General features: G+C 64.8%; 11 protein-coding genes. 2 read left to right on the forward strand and 9 right to left on the reverse strand.

Annotated features, from left to right (window positions below):
* Window positions 1-12: 12 nt before the first annotated feature.
* The 9 genes from QO259_RS07095 to purM all read right to left on the reverse strand — a co-directional run bounded on the left by QO259_RS07095 (window position 13) and on the right by purM (window position 16,594).
* Window positions 13-8,316 (reverse strand): Ig-like domain-containing protein, encoded by an 8,304-nt coding sequence (locus tag QO259_RS07095; RefSeq protein ID WP_285952299.1) that lies wholly within the window; start codon window positions 8,314-8,316, stop codon window positions 13-15.
* Between the two features lie 201 nt (window positions 8,317-8,517).
* Window positions 8,518-9,099, reverse strand: coding sequence for a phage tail protein (locus QO259_RS07100; protein ID WP_285952300.1), 582 nt, complete (start codon window positions 9,097-9,099; stop codon window positions 8,518-8,520).
* A gap of 47 nt (window positions 9,100-9,146) precedes the next feature.
* Window positions 9,147-9,446, reverse strand: coding sequence for a DUF6916 family protein (locus QO259_RS07105; RefSeq protein ID WP_502949146.1), 300 nt, complete (start codon window positions 9,444-9,446; stop codon window positions 9,147-9,149).
* Between the two features lie 23 nt (window positions 9,447-9,469).
* The gene (locus QO259_RS07110) at window positions 9,470-9,964 is read right to left on the reverse strand and encodes a GNAT family N-acetyltransferase (RefSeq protein WP_285952302.1); all 495 of its coding nucleotides are present in this window, start codon (window positions 9,962-9,964) and stop codon (window positions 9,470-9,472) included.
* Window positions 9,965-10,337: 373 nt separating this feature from the next.
* Window positions 10,338-12,431 (reverse strand): site-2 protease family protein, encoded by a 2,094-nt coding sequence (locus QO259_RS07115; protein ID WP_285952303.1) that lies wholly within the window; start codon window positions 12,429-12,431, stop codon window positions 10,338-10,340.
* Window positions 12,431-13,747 (reverse strand): efflux RND transporter periplasmic adaptor subunit, encoded by a 1,317-nt coding sequence (locus QO259_RS07120; protein WP_285952304.1) that lies wholly within the window; start codon window positions 13,745-13,747, stop codon window positions 12,431-12,433. Before QO259_RS07120 ends, QO259_RS07115 begins: the two co-directional genes overlap by 1 nt.
* The gene (locus QO259_RS07125; RefSeq protein ID WP_285952305.1) at window positions 13,744-14,529 is read right to left on the reverse strand and encodes an efflux RND transporter periplasmic adaptor subunit; all 786 of its coding nucleotides are present in this window, start codon (window positions 14,527-14,529) and stop codon (window positions 13,744-13,746) included. Before QO259_RS07125 ends, QO259_RS07120 begins: the two co-directional genes overlap by 4 nt.
* Window positions 14,530-14,756: 227 nt before the next feature.
* Complete coding sequence (gene purN, locus QO259_RS07130; RefSeq protein WP_285952306.1) at window positions 14,757-15,503, reverse strand: phosphoribosylglycinamide formyltransferase; 747 nt, start codon at window positions 15,501-15,503, stop codon at window positions 14,757-14,759.
* Window positions 15,500-16,594 carry a phosphoribosylformylglycinamidine cyclo-ligase gene (gene purM / locus QO259_RS07135; protein WP_285952307.1) on the reverse strand — a complete coding sequence of 365 codons (1,095 nt, stop codon included), beginning with the start codon at window positions 16,592-16,594 and terminating at the stop codon, window positions 15,500-15,502. Before purM ends, purN begins: the two co-directional genes overlap by 4 nt.
* 137 nt (window positions 16,595-16,731) lie before the next feature.
* On the opposite strand from purM, the gene QO259_RS07140 reads away from it, so the two are divergent.
* Together QO259_RS07140 and hda are read left to right on the forward strand one after the other, a co-directional pair.
* A complete protein-coding gene (locus tag QO259_RS07140; RefSeq protein ID WP_285952308.1) occupies window positions 16,732-17,826 on the forward strand; it encodes an AI-2E family transporter in 1,095 nt (364 codons plus the stop codon).
* Entirely contained in the window at window positions 17,826-18,527 is a 702-nt protein-coding gene (gene hda, locus QO259_RS07145) for a DnaA regulatory inactivator Hda (protein WP_207030876.1), read from the forward strand. Before QO259_RS07140 ends, hda begins: the two co-directional genes overlap by 1 nt.
* The last annotated feature ends 189 nt before the right edge of the window (window positions 18,528-18,716 follow it).

Raw genomic sequence — 18,716 nt, forward strand, 5'->3', positions numbered from 1 at the left:
TTCGGCCTTTTGCTAGACCTTGGATGTCGGCTCGGCCATCTGCTCGAATGCCAGGGTCAGTCTGCTGACCTGGCGCCACTCGTCTTCGTGTATCTCCTGCAACTGCTGGGCAAGGGTCGGGGCGCCCTGAAGCGCACGCGGACCGGTATCAATCATGGCCGAGTCAGGGCGGAGCTGAATGTCGCCCAGGGCTGGCGGAGCGATGCCATCGAACAGCGCCGAGAAACTGCTGCTGCCGAAGGTGTTCTCGCTACCGCCGATAGCGGACGCTTCAGTCGCCGCGCCGATACCCAGATTCGCAGCGCTGCTGGCGAAGACCTGGGCGATATAGCTGGGTGACAGAGCGCCATTGCGGATGAAGATATCGCCTACTGGTGGTATGCCGCTGCCCAGGTTGGGCACCTCGAACAGCGGTGTGGGCCGCAGGGGCGAGGTAAACAGGGAAGGCGGCGCCGATGTTTGTGGCGGCTCGACTGTTGCGCCGGCGCCAGGCTGCGTCAGCGGGGTTGCCGGATTGCTGCGGAACTCCGGATCACCCTGGATTTGAGACTGGGTGTAGGGTTGGCCGACCAGCCCCTCTGTCAGCGTGTTGCCGGCCGAGTCGCTGATTCCGGTTCCGCTGCTGTTGATTGACAGCGCCAGGCTGCCGCTACCAACAACGTTGCTAATGGTGATCTGGTAGGTGCGTGCATCGATCTGCACCAGGCTGCTGAGGTTACCCTGGGCGCTGCCGCTACTGACCAGGCTGAAGTCAGACAGGTCGACGCCGCTCACATCTTCGCTGAAGGTCAGCGTGTAGCGTACATTGCCGGCACTGCTGGACGCCTGATCCAACGTGAGGGTAGCGGTAGGTACAGTGGTGTCGATGCGTACGCCGGACGTTTCTCCGACATTGTTCAGAGTCAGGTTCATGGCATTGCCGGTCGCATCGCGCACGCTGCCATCATTGGTCTGCAGGCCCGATACGGTGATGCCGTCCGCATCGTTGAGACCGGGTTGCAGGCTGTACTGGAAGACCAGCGTCGTGGTGCCAGAGCCTGCCACGTAGTCGGCGAAGACCGTGCTGCCGCCGATATCCAATGCCAGCCTTGGCGTGCCATTGACCACAACGGCTTCACTGGCGTTGACCACGAAGGTCAGGGTATCGCCCGCGTTGTACTGTACGCCGGCTGGCACGTCGACGCTGGCGATGGTCGGAACCACGGTATCGACTGCGTAGTTGCCCGATAGGGTGCCGCCAATACCGGTATTACCGGCTGCGTCCTGAACGCCTGGATTGTTCAGGGTAATCAGGTTGCTGCTCTCGGTGACGTTGGCGTCAGGTGTCAGGGTAGCTGTCCAGGTGATGCCTCCATCGCTGGAGTTGAGGGCGCTGAGGGTGCCATTGGTTGCGCTGAGGTCGGCCAGGCTCAGACCGTTCACGGCTTCGCTGAAGGTAATGGTCACTGTGGCGGTTTCACCGGCAGCCAGTGCGCTATCGCTCACCTGGATGGTGGCGCTCGGGCGCTGAGTGTCGATGGCATAGTTGCTGGAACTCGTGGTGCCACTGCCGATGTTGCCGGCGGCATCCTGCACCCCGGCGTTGTTCAGGGTGATGACATTGTTACTGTCGGCGATATTGCTACTGGGCGTCAGGATCGCCGTGAAGGTGATGTTGTCCGTGGTGCTCAGGTTGCTCAGGGTGCCGTTGGCAACGTTGAAGTCTGCCAGGCTCAGGCCCGTCACGGCTTCATTGAAGGTGATGGTCACTGCGGTGGTTTCACCGATGGAAAGGGCAGTGTCGTTTACCACTATGGTGGCCGTCGGCCGTTGGGTGTCGATGGCGTAGTTATTGGAGTCGGTGGTGCCGGTGCCGGTATTGCCGGCGGCATCGGTGTAGCCGGTGTTGTCCAGGGTAATCAGGTTGGTCGTGTTGGTGACGTTGGCGTTCGGCGTCAGGGTCGCTGTCCAGGTGATACCGCCGTCGCTGGAGCTGAGGTTGCTGAGCGCACCGTTGGCGACGCTGAAGTCTGCTATGCCAAGCCCGGTCACCGCCTCGCTGAAGGTGATGGTGACGCTGGTGTTCTGGTCCGCTCTCAAGGCGCTGTCAGCCACCACGATACTGGCCGTCGGGCGCAGGGGGTCGATGGCATAGTTGTCGGAGTCGGTGGTGCCGTTGCCGGCGTTGCCCGCCAGATCCATCACGCCGGTGTTATCCAGACGGATCAGGTTGGTGGCATCGGTAACGGTGGCGCTGGGTGTCAGGGTGGCAGTCCAGGTGATGCCGCCATCGCTGGAGCCTAGGCCGCTCAAGGCGCCGTTGGCCACGCTGAAGTCACCCGTGGTAAGGCCGGTCACCGCCTCGCTGAAGGTGATGGTCACGGTCGCTGTCTCACCGGCAGCCAGTGCGGTATCGCTCAACTGGATGGTGGCGGTCGGGCGCTGGGTATCGATGGCGTAGTTGTTCGACTCGGTGCTACCGCTGCCGAGGTTGCCCGCAGCATCCTGCACACCCGTGTTGTTCAGGGTGATGACATTGCTGCTGTCGGCGATATTGTCGCTGGGCGTCAGGATCGCCGTGTAGTTGATGTTGTCCGTGGTGCTCAGGTTGCTCAGGGTGCCGTTGGCCACGTTGAAGTCTGCCAGGCTCAGGCCCGTCACGGCTTCGTTGAAGGTGATGGTCACTGCGGTGGTTTCACCGATGGAAAGGGCAGTGTCAGTCACCATTATGGTGGCCGTCGGCCGTTGGGTGTCGATGGCGTAGTTATTGGAGTCGCTGGTGCCGGTGCCGGTATTGCCGGCGATATCGGTATAGCCGGTGTTGTCCAGGGTGATCAGGTTGGTCGTGTCGGTGACGTTGGCGTTCGGCGTCAGGGTCGCTGTCCAGGTGGTGCCGCCGTCGCTGGAGCTGAGGTTGCTGAGCGCACCGTTGGCGACGCTGAAGTCCGCTATGCCAAGCCCGGTCACCGCCTCGCTGAAGGTGATGGTGACGCTGGTGTTCTGGCCCGCTCTCAAGGCGCTGTCGGCAACCACGATGCTGGCGCTTGGACGCTGGGTGTCGATGGTGTAGTTGTTGGAGTCGGTGCTGCCCGTGCCGGTGTTGCCGGCCAGATCGGTGATGCCGGTATTGTCCAGGGTGATCAGGTTGGTCGTACCGGTGACGTTGGCACTGGGCGTCAGGGTGGCGGTATAGGTGATGTTGTCCGAGGTGGACAGATTACTGAGCGCGCCGTTGGCCACGCTGAAGTCGCCTGTGCTCAGGCCGGTCACCGCTTCGCTGAAGGTGATGGTGACGGTTGTGGTCTGCCCGGCTTTCAGCACGCTATCACTGACCACGATGGTCGCCGTGGGGCGCAGGGTGTCGATGGCATAGTTGGCCGAATCGGTGCTGCCGCTGCCGATATTGCCGGCCAGATCCATCACGCCGCTGTTGTTCAGGGTGATCAGGTTGCTGGTATCGCTGACGCTGGCATCTGGCGTGAAGGTGGCCGTCCAGGTCTGGCCGCCATCGTTGCTGCTGAGGCCGCTGAGGCTGCCGTTGGCCACGCTGAAGTCGGCGATGTCCAGGCCCAGCACCGCCTCGTTGAAGGTCACGGTGACGGTGGCAGTCTCGCCGATGCGCAGCGCTGTGTCGCTGAGGTTGATGCTGCTGGCTGCCGGGCGCACACCATCCACCACCAGGGCCTTGTTGGCGCCCAGGGAACCGCTGGCCCCAGGTGTCGGCAGGGTAAGGAGGGCAGCCTGGCTGGTGCCGTCCTGAATGCTGCCGCCGTTGAGGCTCAGGGCCGCAGTGGAGGCGTAGTCGAGGTCGGAGGAGCTGTCACCGGCCTGTACGGTGTAGCTGAAGCTCAGGGTGTCGCTGCCCGAGCCGGAGACGTAGTTGAGTACGCGGTCGGTGCTGCCGGTTTCCAGGGTCAGGGTTGGGCTGCCGCTGACGTTCACGGCGCTGCTGAACTGGACGGTGACGACTATGGTGTCGCCGATTTTGTAGGTGCCGTTGGCCGTGCTGGACGAAACGCTGGTGACCGTCGGCGCGGTGGGGGCGGTCAGGGTCAGGTCATTGCCAGTGTCGCCGGCATAGCGGGCGGTCAATTGGGTGCCATTGCCCGCCGCGTTGAACGTGCCACCCTCGCTGAGGCCACTGAAGGTGCCGGTGATCGCATCGGCGGCATCATTGAGGATGACCTCATAGATCTCGCCATTGCCGGCCGCGTAGCCGTGGGTGACGGCCAACGTCGCGCCGGAAACGTCGACGTTGCCATTGACCACGATCTGATCGTAGCCGCTGCCCGCACTGGCGCCGTTGATATCCAGTGCCAGGGTGCTGCCTGCATCCAGGGTCAGGTTGCCATTGACGGTCAGGGTGTCGGCGCCGCCGTTGCCTGGGGAGAGGGTGCCGCCGTTCTGCACGGTGACGTCGCCGCCCAGGGTGCCGCCGCCGGCCAGGGTGGCGCCATTGGCTACGGTGGTGGCGCTATTGGTGCTGCCGTCGACCAGCAGAGTACCGGCGGAAACGGTGGTGGCCCCACTGTTGGTGTTGCTGCCGGAGAGGGTCAGGCTGCCGTTGCCGGTCTTGGTCAGGCCGCCGCTGCCGCTGATCACCCCGGAGAGCGTCGCGGCGGCGCCAGCATTGAGGGTGGCCACGCCGGTCAAGGCCAGGGCATTGTCGATGGTGGTGTTGCCCGTGATCTGCAGGGTGGTGCCGTTGGCCAGGTTCAGGCTGCCGGCGCCAAGGTTGCTGTCACCGGCGACGCTCAGGGTGCCGGCATTGACGTTGGTGCTGCCGTTGTAGCTGTTGCTGCCGCTCAGGGTCAGGGTCGCGGCGCCGGTCTTGGTCAGGTTGTTGCTGCCGCTGATCACGCCGGAGAGTGTGGTATCTGCGCCTGTGTTGACCGTGGCGTTGCCGCTCAGAGCAATGGCGTTGTCGATGGTGGTGGCGTTGCTGGTGGCCAGGGTGCTGCTGGCAGCCAGGGTCAGTGTGCCGCTGCCCAGGTTGGCGTCGCTGGCCACGCTCAGCGTGCCGGCGCTGACGGTGGTGGCGCCGTAGCTGTTGCTGCCGGACAGGGTCAGGGTGGCGGCGCCCGCCTTGGTCAGGGTATAGGCACCGCTGACCACGCCGGACAGGGTGGCGTTGGCCGCTGCAGAAACCGTGGCATTGCCGCCGAGGACGATGGCGTTGTCGATGGTAGCTGCGCCGGTGAGGGTCAACGTGGTGCCGGCGGCCAGATTGACCGATCCCGAGCCCAGGTTGCCGTCGCTGCTTACGCTCAGGGTGCCGGCATTGACATAGGTGGCGGCGTAGCTGTTGCCAGCGGCCAGGCTCAGAGCGCCTGCGCCGGTTTTCGTCAGGTCGTACGCGCCGCTGATGGCGCCACTGAGGGTGGCGGCGTCGCTGTTGTCGATGGTGCTGTTGCCGGTGAGGGCGATGGCATTGTCGATGGTGGTGGCGCCGGTGATGGCGAGTGTGCTGCCAGCCAGGGTCAGGTCGCCCGCGCCGAGGTTGCCATCACCGGCAATCGACAGCGTACCCGCGGAGACGGTGGTGGTGCCGCTGTAGCTGTTGCTGCCGGCCAGGGTCAGGGTGCCGCTGCCCTGCTTGATCAGCGAGCCGCTGCCGGAAATCGCCCCAAGAGCCGAGGTGGTGGTGTTGTCGCCTCCGGCGGACAGGGTATAGCTACCCAGTTGGATGCTGGCGTTGGCATTGTTGCTCGCCAGGCTGCCGATGGTCTGGTCCGAGAGCAGGGTCAGCACGCCGTTGCCGTTGACCCGTACCGCACTGCTACTGGACACCGAGGCATCGCCGTCGAGCTTCAGCCAGCCGTAATTGAGCAGCGTGGTGTTGCCGGTGTAGCTGTTGTTGCCGGAGAGGGTCAGCGCATGGCTGGCCGAGCCTGTCTGGTTGACAGACAGGCCACCGTTGCCACTGATATCGCCGGAGAACGTGGTGTCTGCGGTCTGTAGGGTGGTCAGGGTATTGCTGCCCAGGGTTATCGAGCCCGCACCGGAGAGGTTGCCGATGGTTTCGCTGCTCGATAGTGCCAGGGTGGCGCCTGCGGCGATCGACACGCTGCTGCTGTCGGAAAGGGCACTACCTCCGGCGACAGTGAGCGTGCCGGCGGTGAGGGTGGTGGCACCGGAGAAGCTGTTACCGCTGCCGCTCAGGGTCAGGTTGCCGATCCCTGCCTTGGTCAGGGCGCCGCTGCCGGCGACCGCGCTGGCGATGGACGCGGTATCCCCCGCACCGTTGCTGAAGGTCTGGGTAGTGCCGCCGGCCAGGGTGAGGGTGCCGCCGGTGAGGGTCAGGCCGCTGACCTGAGCCAGATCGAAGGTCAGGCTCTCGTTGATCGACACGCTATTGAGGTTGAGCGTCTGGCCGGCCAGGGAGGCATTGACGACGATGGTCTGGCTGCCGGTGGTGTCGGTGGCGGCGATGGCCACGGCTTCGCTGAAGCTCACACCGTTACTGACGTTGATGCTGGCCGTGTCGGTGTTGTTGGTCACGTAAATGAAATCGCTGGTGACCGTAGTGGTGGCGTTGGCGCTGCCCCCGGCGCCGTCATTGAGGGTGAAGCTGATGGTCGCGTCGCCGGCAGGGGTGTCGCTGCGGTAGGTGATGCGCTGTGCCACGTCGTTGATCAACGTCGTGGTGGCGTTGGTGGCGCTGCTGGTGAAGTTGATGGTCAGCACGCCACCGGTATTGGTGAAGGTGGCGAAGGTCTGCCCGTTCGCTTGCAGGTCGCTGCCGCTGACGGTGAACAGAGCGCCAGCGCTGGTGGTGTCGAAACCCAGAACATCGCTGCTCACTGCCGTGCCGTTGCGCTGGATCACCAGGCTGGCGCCTGACCAGTTGCCGTTGCCGCCATTCAATGCGCCCAGCTCGGCATCGGTCAGGCTGGCGTTGCTGCCCAGGTCGAGGCGCACGGTGTTGCCGACGCCGTTCCAGGCCACGCTGTCGCCGTTGAGATTAGCGATGCTCGGGACACTGTTGGAGCTGATGTTGATTGCGCTGCCAGGGCTGACGCCGACACTGGTAGAGTCACCGGTATTGGCGCTACCGCTCCAGTTGGAGAGGTCGGTGATCCGCGCCAGCCAGGTCGCACGGTCGGCGGCAGAGGTTGGGCCGTTGTACTGCACGTTGTCTTGCTGGCTGGCACCGCCAGGTAGACCTATGGCATTGGTGCCGTTGGTCAGCGCGTTCTGGCTGCCGGCGCCGCCAGGGAGTGTCGAGTCTCTGAGGCTCGTAAAGCCCGAGGCGGTGTTCCAGTTATTGGCATCGATGTTCGAACCGGCACTGTTGTTCATGCCGAAAATGAAATAGGGATTGGCATCCGAATCCTGATAAATGAAGACACCGTCGCCAGCGAGGTTCATCGGATCGGCGACCGAGTAGCCGGTTATCACGATGTCGTCACGGAGATCGATGTTCGCCGTTACGTTGGTCAGCGTCGTGGCATCATCCGAGCCACCTAGGTACAGGTTGAGTACCGTGCCGGCATTGATGGTGCTACTCGTCATCCAGGTGATCAGCCCGTCGCCGGTGGTCGTCCCTGTAAATGCGCTTCCGCTCGCATCCCAGCCCCAGTCGGTGATTTTAAGGACGGTGCCGGCAGGGATATCGACCAGCGTGGCGAAGGTGATCGTATCGTTCAGGGCGTTCCAGCCGAGAACGACCATATCACCGGCATTCAGCGTATTGAGCACATGGCTGTAATTCGCATCGGCAAACAGGCTGGCGGCTTCGATGGCGCCGGTGCTGGTTTCCAGCACCCAGTCGCCGCCTTTGCTGGCATCGCCTGTCCAGTCGTTGGAGGCCGCGATGTCGGCGCCCGTGAAATTGGCGAGTTGCTCGACGAAAGCGGCTCCGTCCTCCCCCTTGCTGGTGTCGCAGCCGTAAATCAGGAAGTCACCGTTTTCCGCCAGGCTGCTGCCGATGGCAGAAAGCTGGCTTTGCGCGCTGGCCATATTGTCCAAACCGAGCCGGGTCGAGCCGACCTGCAGACTGGCCTCGCCACCGTGGGAAATGAAGTGGATGGCATCGATGCCGGAGCGACCATCGAGGTAATCGGCCATCTGCTGCAGGCCGTCACTGCCGGCGTCCAGCACGACGACTTCCGTACCCGCGACCAGGCTATCGAGCAATGGCTGCTTGTCTTGGACGCTGGCGTCGATGAAGACGACTTCATGGCGCTCCCCTGGTGTGCTCGAGGAGGGGGCGGCAGCCAGGTGTTCGGCTGTTGCATCGCTGTCGTGTGCGCCCGTTGCATCGGCGTTTACGGCGACCGTTGCCGCGACGGTCGCGTCTGCGGCTGTGGCCGCCACGGCGCCGTCGAACATCATGCGCGGCTCCAGGGACATGGCCAGAGGGACTTTGGTCACGGTTGCAGGGGAGCTAGCCAGAGATTTTTTGGTGCGAGTCCAGAACATGGTTTGCTCCCGTGATGATAGCGTGACGCATCTAGGTGGGTGGAGGGCTGCGATAAGACCAGTCGGGTATTGGTGCAGCGCCATCATGGCGCTGCGTTTGTACGATGAAAGCTGTCAGTTGCTACGCATAGGGAACACTCCCGTCAGGGCAATGATGAAATTGGTGCCCAGGTAGGGGTTGCGAATCCCCACTGGGAGGCTGCCAGCGGTATGTGTCGCGGTGGCTTGCACGGGGGCAGGGAAAGGTGCCAGCGTCGTGTTTGCTGCGCTGTTGTACAGGCTGACTTCTGCGCCTGCGATTGCATCCACTGGTTTAGCCAGAACCGATGAGTTACCTGGAAGCTGAGCGCTGCCGTCTTCAGTGGAGGCCGGAATGGCTATGTTTGCCACGCCTGTGATGGATAGGGAGAACGCGGGGATATTGGCGTTCAACAGGGTGACAGTTTCCGCACCGCCGGTTGCGGCTGGAGCCACTGGTTGCAAGTTAGGGCCGGCCCCCATGCCAACGGGGGAGCGGCCCTGAAAATTGGGTAGGCCGAAGGTCGTTGTTCCGTTACCGCCATACAGGGTGCCTAGCACGGCATACAGCGCATTGTTCTGCGCGATCGCCATCATCTGCCCCTGACACATGGCATAGCCTTCGGGCGTGTAGTTACCGCCGAACATCTTGATTTCACCCAGGAATGGATCACTCATTTGCAGCTCCTTTTGCTTCGATGTTGGCGGATCGAGTCCGCCTGGATTCAATCCGGCTTTTCGCTATGGAACGAGGCGTGGAGTACCTTGCGCCCATCACGGCAGGGCATCCCCGGGGTCATCAGCAAGAGCCAGCCTTCTTCGTTCTGCCGCGATACGCGAAAGACCGCTTGTGGCAGCTCATGGCCGACCGGCAGGGCGAAGTGGGCAGAAAAACACTGATGCCGAGGCGTCATCGGAATACCTTCGGACACCTCGATGAGCTCGACGTCGAGCGCACGATCAGGGCTGATCCAGAGTTGGAAGTGCTGCCCTGCGTTCTGCATGAGCATTTCCTGTGTCGGCATGCTGTACACGATGCATTCCTTGGCTATGGGGTATTGGCCTGGTTGGCGGGGCGCAGCATCTTGAGGTAGACGCCATTCTCTCCGGTGATCGCGAAACCATGGCGGCGATAGAGCGCTTGCGCGGGGTTGTAGCTTTCCACGTACAAGCCGGTATCGAGCCCCTGAGCGTCTGCGCGCGCGAGCCATTGCGCCAGCAACTGACTGCCTAGCCCCTGACCTCGATAGGAGGGGATGAGGCTGATATCGATAATTTGTAGATGGATATCACTCCACAGGAGATAGGCGCGCCCAATGGGAGTGCCGGCGGACTCTATGACCTGAAAGTCGGCATGAGGAAAGTGTGCCTGGTAATAATTATGCTGTGCAGCGAACTGTTGGTTGAGAAAGGCACTTTTGGATGATTGGTCCCATGGCAGTTCCGCGAGCTCCCTCATACGTGTGCTGCAATAGAGAGCCTCGAGGAAAGATAAATCTCCGTTATTTATCGGGCGAAGATGAATCTTGTTTTTTTTATCCACAATGCAGGTTCCCTTGCGAAACGTCCCGCACACGTGCCCGGTGGCTACAGTCTGCCCGGGGGTATGAGGTGACTATAATGTAGTCATTGCTTGTCGTCATTACATTCGTTTGCGCAATCTGCACTATTTTTTATCGGGCAATTTTCCGTCGTCTCTATCTTTTATTCAGGCCGAGTGGCACCGAGACCAAAGTACAAGCGTTGCACTACGACCGGTGGTGAGAAAACGTATCAGTACGCTACGTCAGATCTTTCGGGGCCTTCGAGTATGCGTTAGCAAGTCTCCTGTAGGTTGGGAAAAGAAAGTGCCTGCGGCAGTCGTAAGTGTCTCGGCACGGCATCCCGACTCATCTGGCTCTCCCTATGGCTCTCTTTCAAAAGCCGCTTTCGCGCACACCGAGCGCCGCGATCCGCCGCCAGGCCGCGCCCAGCAGCGATTGGCTTTCACCCTCGAGCAGCACCACGCCGCGTAGTGGATGATCGGGATGGATGCCGTCATCGAGCAGCGTCAGGCGTACCCCATACTGCGCCTGTACGGGCTCGGCACGCTGCTGGGCGTCGCGTCGCACGGCGATGGGGCCGCCGTGGTCCGAGCTGAGTGCTTCCTGTTCCAGGTAAGCGGCGCCGGTGGCATCCACATCGTCCAGACGTACCGGGATGGCAGGGCGCATCGGGTCATCGGCGATGAAACGCCCGCTGTCGCCGGCCTCGATCCGCCAGAGGTTCTCTTCTGCCAGGTAGCCACGCAGACGCAGCCCGGGTTCGACGATGCGCGCCAGCGAGTCGGCAGGATGCAGCCAGCGCCCCAGGCTCAGGTCGCGTTGCAGGTCACGCACCACGCCGGCCTGGGGGGCTCGCAGTTGCAGGCGCTCACGTTGCGCGGCGAGGCCGCGGTATTCGGCCACGGCCTCGGCCAGGCGCTGTTCGAGAACGCCGGCATCGGCTGCCGTTTCACTGCGTGCCGACAGACGACGTAGCTGCAACTGCAGAATCTCTATCTCACGGCGGACGATGGCTTGACGCGAGTCCAGATCGGGGGAGTCCAGTTCCAGCAGCAGGTCGCCCGCCGCCACGCTCTGCCCGTCCTCTACGTGCACCGCCTTCAGGCGCGCGGCCACCGGGGCGTGCAGGGCATGGGTACGGGAGGCTTCGAGCAGGGCCGGTATCTCCACCGAGCTGCGCCAGGGCACCACCAGCACCAGCAGTATTGCGCCCAGGCTCAGGCCGGTGAGCAAGGCCTTGCGCGGGTTGGCCTGTGCGCGGCGTTGCCACCACTCGCCCAGTTCGCGCCAGATCGGCAGGCCGATGAACCAGAGCAGCTCCACCAGCATCAGGAAGATGCCGAGCACCTTGAAGAACAGGTGATAGACCGCCAGGGCGATGCCGAGGAACAGGATCGCGCGCCATATCCACGAGCCATAGCCCCAGATCAGCAGGCGCCGGGCCATGCTGGGCGACCAGGGCTCGGGCGCCGGCTCGCCATAACCGAACAGCGCTTCGCGCAAGCGCCAGCGACACAGGGCGAAGGCGCGCTGTTGCAGGTTGTCCACGCCCCACAGGTCGCTGATCAGAAAATAACCATCGAAGCGCATGAAGGGGTTGAGGTTGATCACCAGGGTGGTGATCCAGGTGGCGCTGGCCAGCATGAAGGCCGAGGTGCGCAGTGGGCCATCCGGCAGCAGTGACCAGGCCAGCAGCGCCAGCACGGCCAGCGACAGTTCGGCGAGCACGCCACCGGCGCCGATCAGCAACCGCGAACGGCGGTCGCGCACGCGCCAGGCATCGCTGACATCGGTGTAGAACATCGGCAACAGCACCATGAACGCCAGGCCCATGCTCTGCACCCTGCAGCCGGCGCGCTTGGCCATGAAGGCATGGCCGAATTCGTGACAGAGCTTGGCGAAGGTCAGCGCCACGCCGAAGGCCAGGGCGCCGCCGAGGCTGAACAGATGGGGAAAGGTGGTGAGAAATCGCTGCCAGTCGCGGATCACCAGAAGCAGGCCTAGCACGAATACCAGCGGCAGCCCCCAGCGCAGCAGCCAGGGGCCGTGGCGTTCCAGCACCGGCCAGGCACGGTTGAGGAAGGGATCCGGGCGCCACAGCGGGATGCGGAAGAACAGGTACTGGTGCAGCACGCGCTTCCACGGGCTCTGGCGGTGGGCGGCGGCTTTCATGGCATAGCTGGCGCGCTGCTTGTCATCCAGGGCGGCGATCAGGTCATGCTGGCTGAGAAAGCCCAGCAGCTCTTGCAGTTCCTCGGCGCCCAGGGGCTGACCGGGCTCGGCGTTGGCCGCTGCCAGCACGCGCTGTGGCTCGCCCAGCGCCCAGTGGCGCAGCAAGCGCACGGCGGCGGCGCCGAGCTTGAAGTAGCGACCACGTAACGGGTCGGCCAGCGTCCACTGCGGCGCGCCATCGAGGCCGGGGGCGGCCGGCGAGAGCTGCAGGTCGGGGCGCAGCGCGGGCAGCATCACAGACCCAGGCTCTGCCGCGCGGCGGCCAGGGGCCGGCGCAGCAGGTAGTAGGCCAGTGGCGCGCGGTCGCCGAACAGTTTGGCGGTGCCGCGCAGGCCAATGCGCGGCGGCGCGTCGACGAAGGCGGCGTCGAGGCGGTAGGCCAGTTGCCCGGCGGCGGTGCTCTGCGCCTCATAAGCCGCGCGCTCCAGCCGCGCCTGGTGACGGTGCAGGGGATCGCTGTCGAGAAACAGTGCCACTTCGGCGCCCGGCTGCAGGGCGATGGCGTCACCCACTGGCAGCTCGATGCGCAGTTCGGCCTGCTCGGGGTCGGCAATCTGCATCAGCCGCTCGCCGGTCTGCACCGGTTTGCCGGTCAGGCGTTCGGCGTCGGCAAACACGGCGATGCCCGCGCGTTCGGCGCGCACCTCGCTGCGCGCCAGCAACTGCTGGGCATAGTCGCGTTCGGCACGCTTCTGCTCGACGCGCGCGGCGAGCAGGTCCAGGCGCGCGCTGGACTCGGCATCGGCGAAGGCGCGTTGGCTGTTGGCCTTGAGTTCGGCCTCGGCCACGCCCAGGGTGCGCTCGGCGACATCGGCCTGAGCCTTGAGGCTGGTGGCATCGAAGCGCACCAGCACGTCTCCGGCAGCCACGAGCTGGTTGGGTTTGACCAGGAACTCGGCGATCACCCCATCGAGTGGTGCGGCCACCACGCGACCATTCAGGGGCACCACTTCGGCGGGGGCCAGCACCGACTGGCGTACCGGGATCAGCAGCAGCAGGCAGAGTGCCGCCGCCACCGCCAGCAGCTTCTTGCGCGGCCAGCGCAGACGCCAGGGTTTGCGCGGCTGCAGGGCCAGCCAGGCATGGGCGTAGGCGTCTGCCAGCTGGGTCAGCAGGGCTTGCTCGGCGTCGTTGAAGGGCTGCTCGCGCGCCAGCCACAGGCCGCCGAAGGTTTCGCCGCTGCGATTCTTCAGCGGCAGCCAGTAGGCGTGGGGCGCGGACAGGCTGTGCATGTCCAGGCGCGTCTGCTCGTCCAGCTGCGCGGGGTCGACGTTGTGGCTCTGATCCAGCCGGTGCTGTTTGTGCAGGGCCCCGGCCGCGCGCTCGACGAAAGCGACGAAGGGAGCGTGGGGCTCCACCACGCTGACGCCGGTCAGTGCACGCACCTTACCGGCGATCAGCAGGGCGGCGTGACGAATGCCGAACAGCGCCTGGCCGTCATTGACCATGGCGAAGGCGAGCTGTGCGGCCGTGGTCGCCTTGCGCGCCTGCTGTTCGAGGCCCAAAAAGCGCGCAAAGAGGTTGTCGGGCGTGGCAGACGCGGCGCTCACGGCGACGCCTGGAAGCGCGCCGTGCCGCTCATGCCGGCCAACAGGCCCTTGGCATCTTGGGGCAGGCTGCCGATCAGCAGCAGGGTCTGGCTGCCTTCGTCGATACGTGCGCCCAGGCGTTTGACACTGGCCTTCAACGGTGTGCCGGTCTCGTCGGGGATGAACTCGAACGCTTGTCCCGGTTGCAGGCGGCTGAGCCAGTCGGAGGGCACCAGCAGGTAGATCTCCAGCGTGGTGTTATCCACTACTTCCAGCAGCGGCGTGCCGCTGGCGACGCTTTCGTGGGGCTGGGCGCGGCGCAGCACCACGTTACCGGCGAAGGGCGCGGTGACGCTGCAGCGCTTGACCTGCACCTGATACACCTGGGTTTCGGCCTGGGCCTGGGCCTGGCGGGCTTCGGCCAGCGCCACCTCGAAGCGGCCGACCGAGTTGAGGGCGGCCAGCTGCCTGTTGTGGTTCAGTTCTTCACGGGTGGCTCGCGCGGCGGCCTGCGCGGCGTTGAGCTGGGCCTGGTAGGCGCTGCAGTCGAAGCGGGCGAGCAGGTCACCCTTGGCGAAACTCTGGCCGTCGCTGTAGGGCATCTCGACGATGCGCCCGGCCAGCTCGCTACTGATCACCGCATGATTATGGGCGCGCAACACGCCGCGGACCTGGCGCTCGCCGTCTTTGGTGGTGGTCTGGTCGAGGGGCGTGAGCAGCGGGTCGTCCTGGGCCCAGAGCGCGGGACTCAGCGAGAGCGCGACGAGGCCGAGGGTCAGCCAACGGGCAGAGCGAAGCAGCATGTCACACATCCTTGCCGGGTAGATCCGTAGTCTATGGCAAGGCGGAGGTGTGGCAAATTCATCTAAAGGCGACAAAAAAGGGGGTTATTCGTCACGCTCTCGAGAGGGTAGATCCTACGCCTGGCGCGGGCGCCCGATCACGGGCGCCCGGCTCAACTTCGGGGGGGCTAGCGCAACTTCGGAGGACTAGCGCGGAGATCGGACGGCTGGGGCGAATGCCTCGAGGCTCACTCCAGATCCTCGTCGAGCTCCTCGGCGGCATCCTCGTGGGACATGCGCAGGCCGTGCGGCGGCAACGGCATATTGTCCAGCGTCACCGTGCCCTCGGCGCCGAGCTTGATCCGGCCTTCGAGGAACCAGCGCACGGCGATCGGGTAGATCAGATGCTCGCGGGCGTGGACCTTGGCGATCAGGGCGTCGAGATCCTGCTCGGGCTCGACCTTGACCGCGGCCTGGATCACCACCGGCCCGCCATCGAGCTCTTCGGTGACGAAGTGCACGCTGACACCGTGTTCGGCGACGCCGTCGTCCAGCGCGCGCTGGTGGGTGTTGAGGCCCTGATACGCGGGCAGCAGAGACGGATGGATATTGAGCATCCGCCCGCGGTAATGATCGACGAACATCGGCGTGAGGATGCGCATGAAGCCAGCCAGCACCACCAGGTCGGGGTCATGGCGGTCGATCACCTTGATCAGCGCGGCATCGAAGGCTTCGCGGGAGTCGTACTCGCGATGCGGCAGCGCCACGGCGTCGACACCGGCATCCTTGGCTCGCTTGAGCCCGAACGCGTCGGCCTTGTTGGAGACCACCGCAACGATCTCGCCGCCCAGTTCGTCGTGGGTCTGGGCATCGAGCAGCGCCTGCAGATTGCTGCCGTTGCCGGAGATCAGCACCACCACGCGCGGCTTCTCGGCGGCCGCGGCCTCGAAGTCGTTCAGCGTATCCTGATGCGGAGAAGAGTGCTCTGCGCTCATGCCGGCAGGTTCTCCAGCTGCACGGCTTCGTCACCCTCGCCGCGGGTGACGATCTCACCCAGACGATGGACCTGCTCGCCGGCGTCTTTAAGGTGGGCGATGGCGGCGTCGGCCTGGGCCGCCGGTACCACTACCACCATGCCGATGCCACAGTTGAGCACGCGGTACATCTCGCGCTCGGCGACGTTGCCCTGGGCCTGCAGCCAGTCGAACACCGCCGGGCGCTGCCAAGTGGTGACGTCGATCCGCGCGGCGAGGTTCTCCGGCAGTACCCGCGGCACGTTCTCGAGCAGGCCGCCACCGGTGATGTGCGAGAGCGCGTGCACGGCCACGTCGCTGTCGCGGATCAGCGAGAGCAGCGGCTTGACGTAGATGCGTGTCGGCGCCATCAGCAGATCGGCGAGCGGCTGGCCGTCGAGTGTCTCGTCGAGCTGGCCGCCGCCGACCTCGAGAATCTTGCGGATCAGCGAGTAACCGTTGGAGTGCGGCCCGGAGGAGGCCAGCCCCAGCAGCACGTCGCCGGCGGCGACCCGGCTGCCGTCGAGAATCTCGGACTTCTCCACCACGCCGACACAGAATCCGGCCAGATCGTAGTCGCTGCCTTCGTACATGCCCGGCATCTCGGCGGTCTCGCCCCCCACCAGGGCGCAGCCGGCTTGGCTGCAGCCCTCACCGATGCCGGTCACCACGTCGGCGGCGATATCGACATCCAGCTTGCCAGTGGCGTAGTAGTCGAGGAACAGCAGCGGCTCCGCGCCGGCGACCACCAGATCGTTGACGCACATGGCGACCAGATCGATACCGATGGTGTCGTGCTTGCCCAGATCCATCGCCAGGCGCAGCTTGGTTCCGACCCCGTCGGTGCCGGAGACCAGCACCGGCTCGCGGTAGCCGCTGGGCAGCTGGCACAGTGCGCCGAAGCCGCCCAGGCCGCCCATCACTTCCGGCCGCGAGGTACGCTTGGCCACGCCCTTGATCCGCTCGACCAGCGCGTTGCCGGCATCGATGTCGACACCCGCATCCCGGTAGGTCAGGGAGGGGGAGTTGGACGAACGGGGCGCGTTCGAAGAATCGGGAGAGGAGCGCGTCATAGTGGACCTTTCTCGCGGAGCCGGGGAGACGCTGCGGGTGACCCAGCGTCCCGCCAATGAATGGGGGTGATGTTCAGCGGGGCGCATTGTAGCATTGCCTACATCCTAGCGGGCAGTCAGGGAACGGCGAGAACGCGATGAGTAAATTACAGATTGGGGGGTTGATCGGTGCCGCGCTGGGGCTCTGGCTGCTGGTGCTGCTCGAACCGATCCTGATGCCGTTCTTCGTCAGCCTGATCCTGGCTTATCTGGGCGATCCGGTGACCGACTGGCTGGAGGCGCGAGGGCTGTCGCGGCGGCTCTCGGTGAGCTTGGTGTTTCTGCTGCTGGCGCTGGTGATGATCGGCTCCCTGCTGGTGCTGCTGCCGATGCTGGGGCGTCAGCTGGGGCAGCTGATCGCGGCGCTGCCGGAGGTGCTCAACTGGGTCCAGACGACGGTGCTGCCGGAGGTGCGCGAACTCACCGGGGTCGATTTCAGCGCCGACTTCGATCAGTTGCGCAACGCCCTGATGAGCAACTGGCGCGAGACCGGCACCTACGCCGCGGCCTTGCTGGCCCAGGCTTCGCGCTCGGGGCTGGCGCTGGCGATCTGGCTCGGCAATCTGGCGCTGATTCCGGTGGTCACCTTCTATCTGCTGCTCGACTGGGACCGGCTCAAGGGCTATGTGCGCGAGCTGCTGCCGCGCCATGTCGAACCCCGGGTCACGGCGCTGGCGATGGAGTGCGACGAGGTGCTCTCCGCCTTCCTGCGCGGCCAGCTGCTGGTGATGCTGAGCCTGGGCGTGATCTACGCCGTCGGCCTGAGCGTGGTGGGACTCAAGTTCGGGCTGCTGATCGGCCTGATGGCGGGGTTGGCGAGCATCGTGCCCTATCTCGGGGTCATTGTCGGCGTGCTCACCGCCGGCGTGGTGGCGTTCTTCCAGTTCGGCGAGTGGCTGCCGCTGGTGGGGGTGCTGGTGGTGTTCGGCATCGGCCAGGTAGCCGAGAGCACGCTGCTGCAGCCGCTGCTGCTGGGTGACAAGATCGGTCTGCACCCGGTGGCGGTGATCTTTGCCGTACTCGCCGGCGGGCAGCTGTTCGGCTTCACCGGTATCCTGCTGGCGCTGCCGGTGGCTGCGGTGATCATGGTCCTGCTGCGCTACGCCTATCACCGCTATCGCCACAGTCGCCTCTACGATCGAGCGCGCGCCGAGACGCTGACAGCGGGCTGGGACGGGGAGAGCGACAGCTGATGCGCCCGGGACCATCACAGCTGCCGCTAGGGGTGGGGCTGCGCGATGATGCTACCTTCGCCAACTACTTCCCCGGTGACAACGCCCCGCTGGTGGCGCATCTGGCCTCGCAGTTGGAGAGCGCCGGCGAGCCCTTCCTCTATCTCTGGGGGGGCAGCGGCGTGGGCTGTAGCCATCTGCTGCAGGCGGCTTGCCATGCTGCCGATGCCCGCGGCCAGCGCGCGCTCTACCTGCCGCTGGATGCCTTGGGGCACTTTCCGCCGGATATTCTCGAAGAGCCCGAGCGGCTCGATCTGCTGGCGATCGACGACCTGCAGCTGGTGGTCGGACGCAAGCGCTGGGAGGAGGCGCTGTTCCATGGCTTCAACCGCCTGCGTGACGCCGGCAAGCGGCTGGTGATCGCCGCCGACCGCTCGCCGCGCCAGCTCGATATCAAGCTGCCGGACCTGGCTTCGCGCATGACCTGGGGCATGGTCTTTCATGTCCAGCCGCTGGATGACGCCCAGCGGCTGGGCGCGCTTCAGCTGCGCGCGCGGGTGCGCGGCATGCAGCTGCCCGACGAGGTCGCGCGCTATATCCTGCATCGCGGTCCGCGCCAGCTCGACCAGCTCTCAGACGTTCTGGCGCGGCTGGATCGCGCCTCGCTCTCCGCCAAGCGCAAGCTCACCATTCCCTTCGTCAAGCAAGCGCTGGAGTGGTAGTGCCGCCGCAGGCCCGGTCCCTGGCAGTAACTGTCTCCCCGTAAGATCGCCTCTGCGTCGGCCGCCAGAGCACGCCCTCTAACGGCCTTCACGACGGGTTGCGGTATCCGTGAAGATGCCTATTCCTACTAAAGTTGATTCAAGTTAAACAAATGGTCACCGATATCGACCTTGGTGGGCGCGTGATTC

The sequence above is a fragment of the Salinicola sp. JS01 genome, from assembly GCF_030284585.1.
Lineage (GTDB): Bacteria > Pseudomonadota > Gammaproteobacteria > Pseudomonadales > Halomonadaceae > Salinicola.

Bases quoted from the DNA above. Each gene is read 5' to 3' on its own strand.
- purN (WP_285952306.1), bottom strand. From the start codon at position 15,503: ATGAGCGCAGAGCACTCTTCTCCGCATCAGGATACGCTGAACGACTTC.
- QO259_RS07125 (WP_285952305.1), bottom strand. From the start codon at position 14,529: ATGCTGCTTCGCTCTGCCCGTTGGCTGACCCTCGGCCTCGTCGCGCTC.
- QO259_RS07095 (WP_285952299.1), bottom strand. From the start codon at position 8,316: ATGATGTTCGACGGCGCCGTGGCGGCCACAGCCGCAGACGCGACCGTC.
- QO259_RS07140 (WP_285952308.1), top strand. From the start codon at position 16,732: ATGAGTAAATTACAGATTGGGGGGTTGATCGGTGCCGCGCTGGGGCTC.
- purM (WP_285952307.1), bottom strand. From the start codon at position 16,594: ATGACGCGCTCCTCTCCCGATTCTTCGAACGCGCCCCGTTCGTCCAAC.
- QO259_RS07105 (WP_502949146.1), bottom strand. From the start codon at position 9,446: ATGCCGACACAGGAAATGCTCATGCAGAACGCAGGGCAGCACTTCCAA.
- hda (WP_207030876.1), top strand. From the start codon at position 17,826: ATGCGCCCGGGACCATCACAGCTGCCGCTAGGGGTGGGGCTGCGCGAT.
- QO259_RS07100 (WP_285952300.1), bottom strand. From the start codon at position 9,099: ATGAGTGATCCATTCCTGGGTGAAATCAAGATGTTCGGCGGTAACTAC.
- QO259_RS07115 (WP_285952303.1), bottom strand. From the start codon at position 12,431: ATGCTGCCCGCGCTGCGCCCCGACCTGCAGCTCTCGCCGGCCGCCCCC.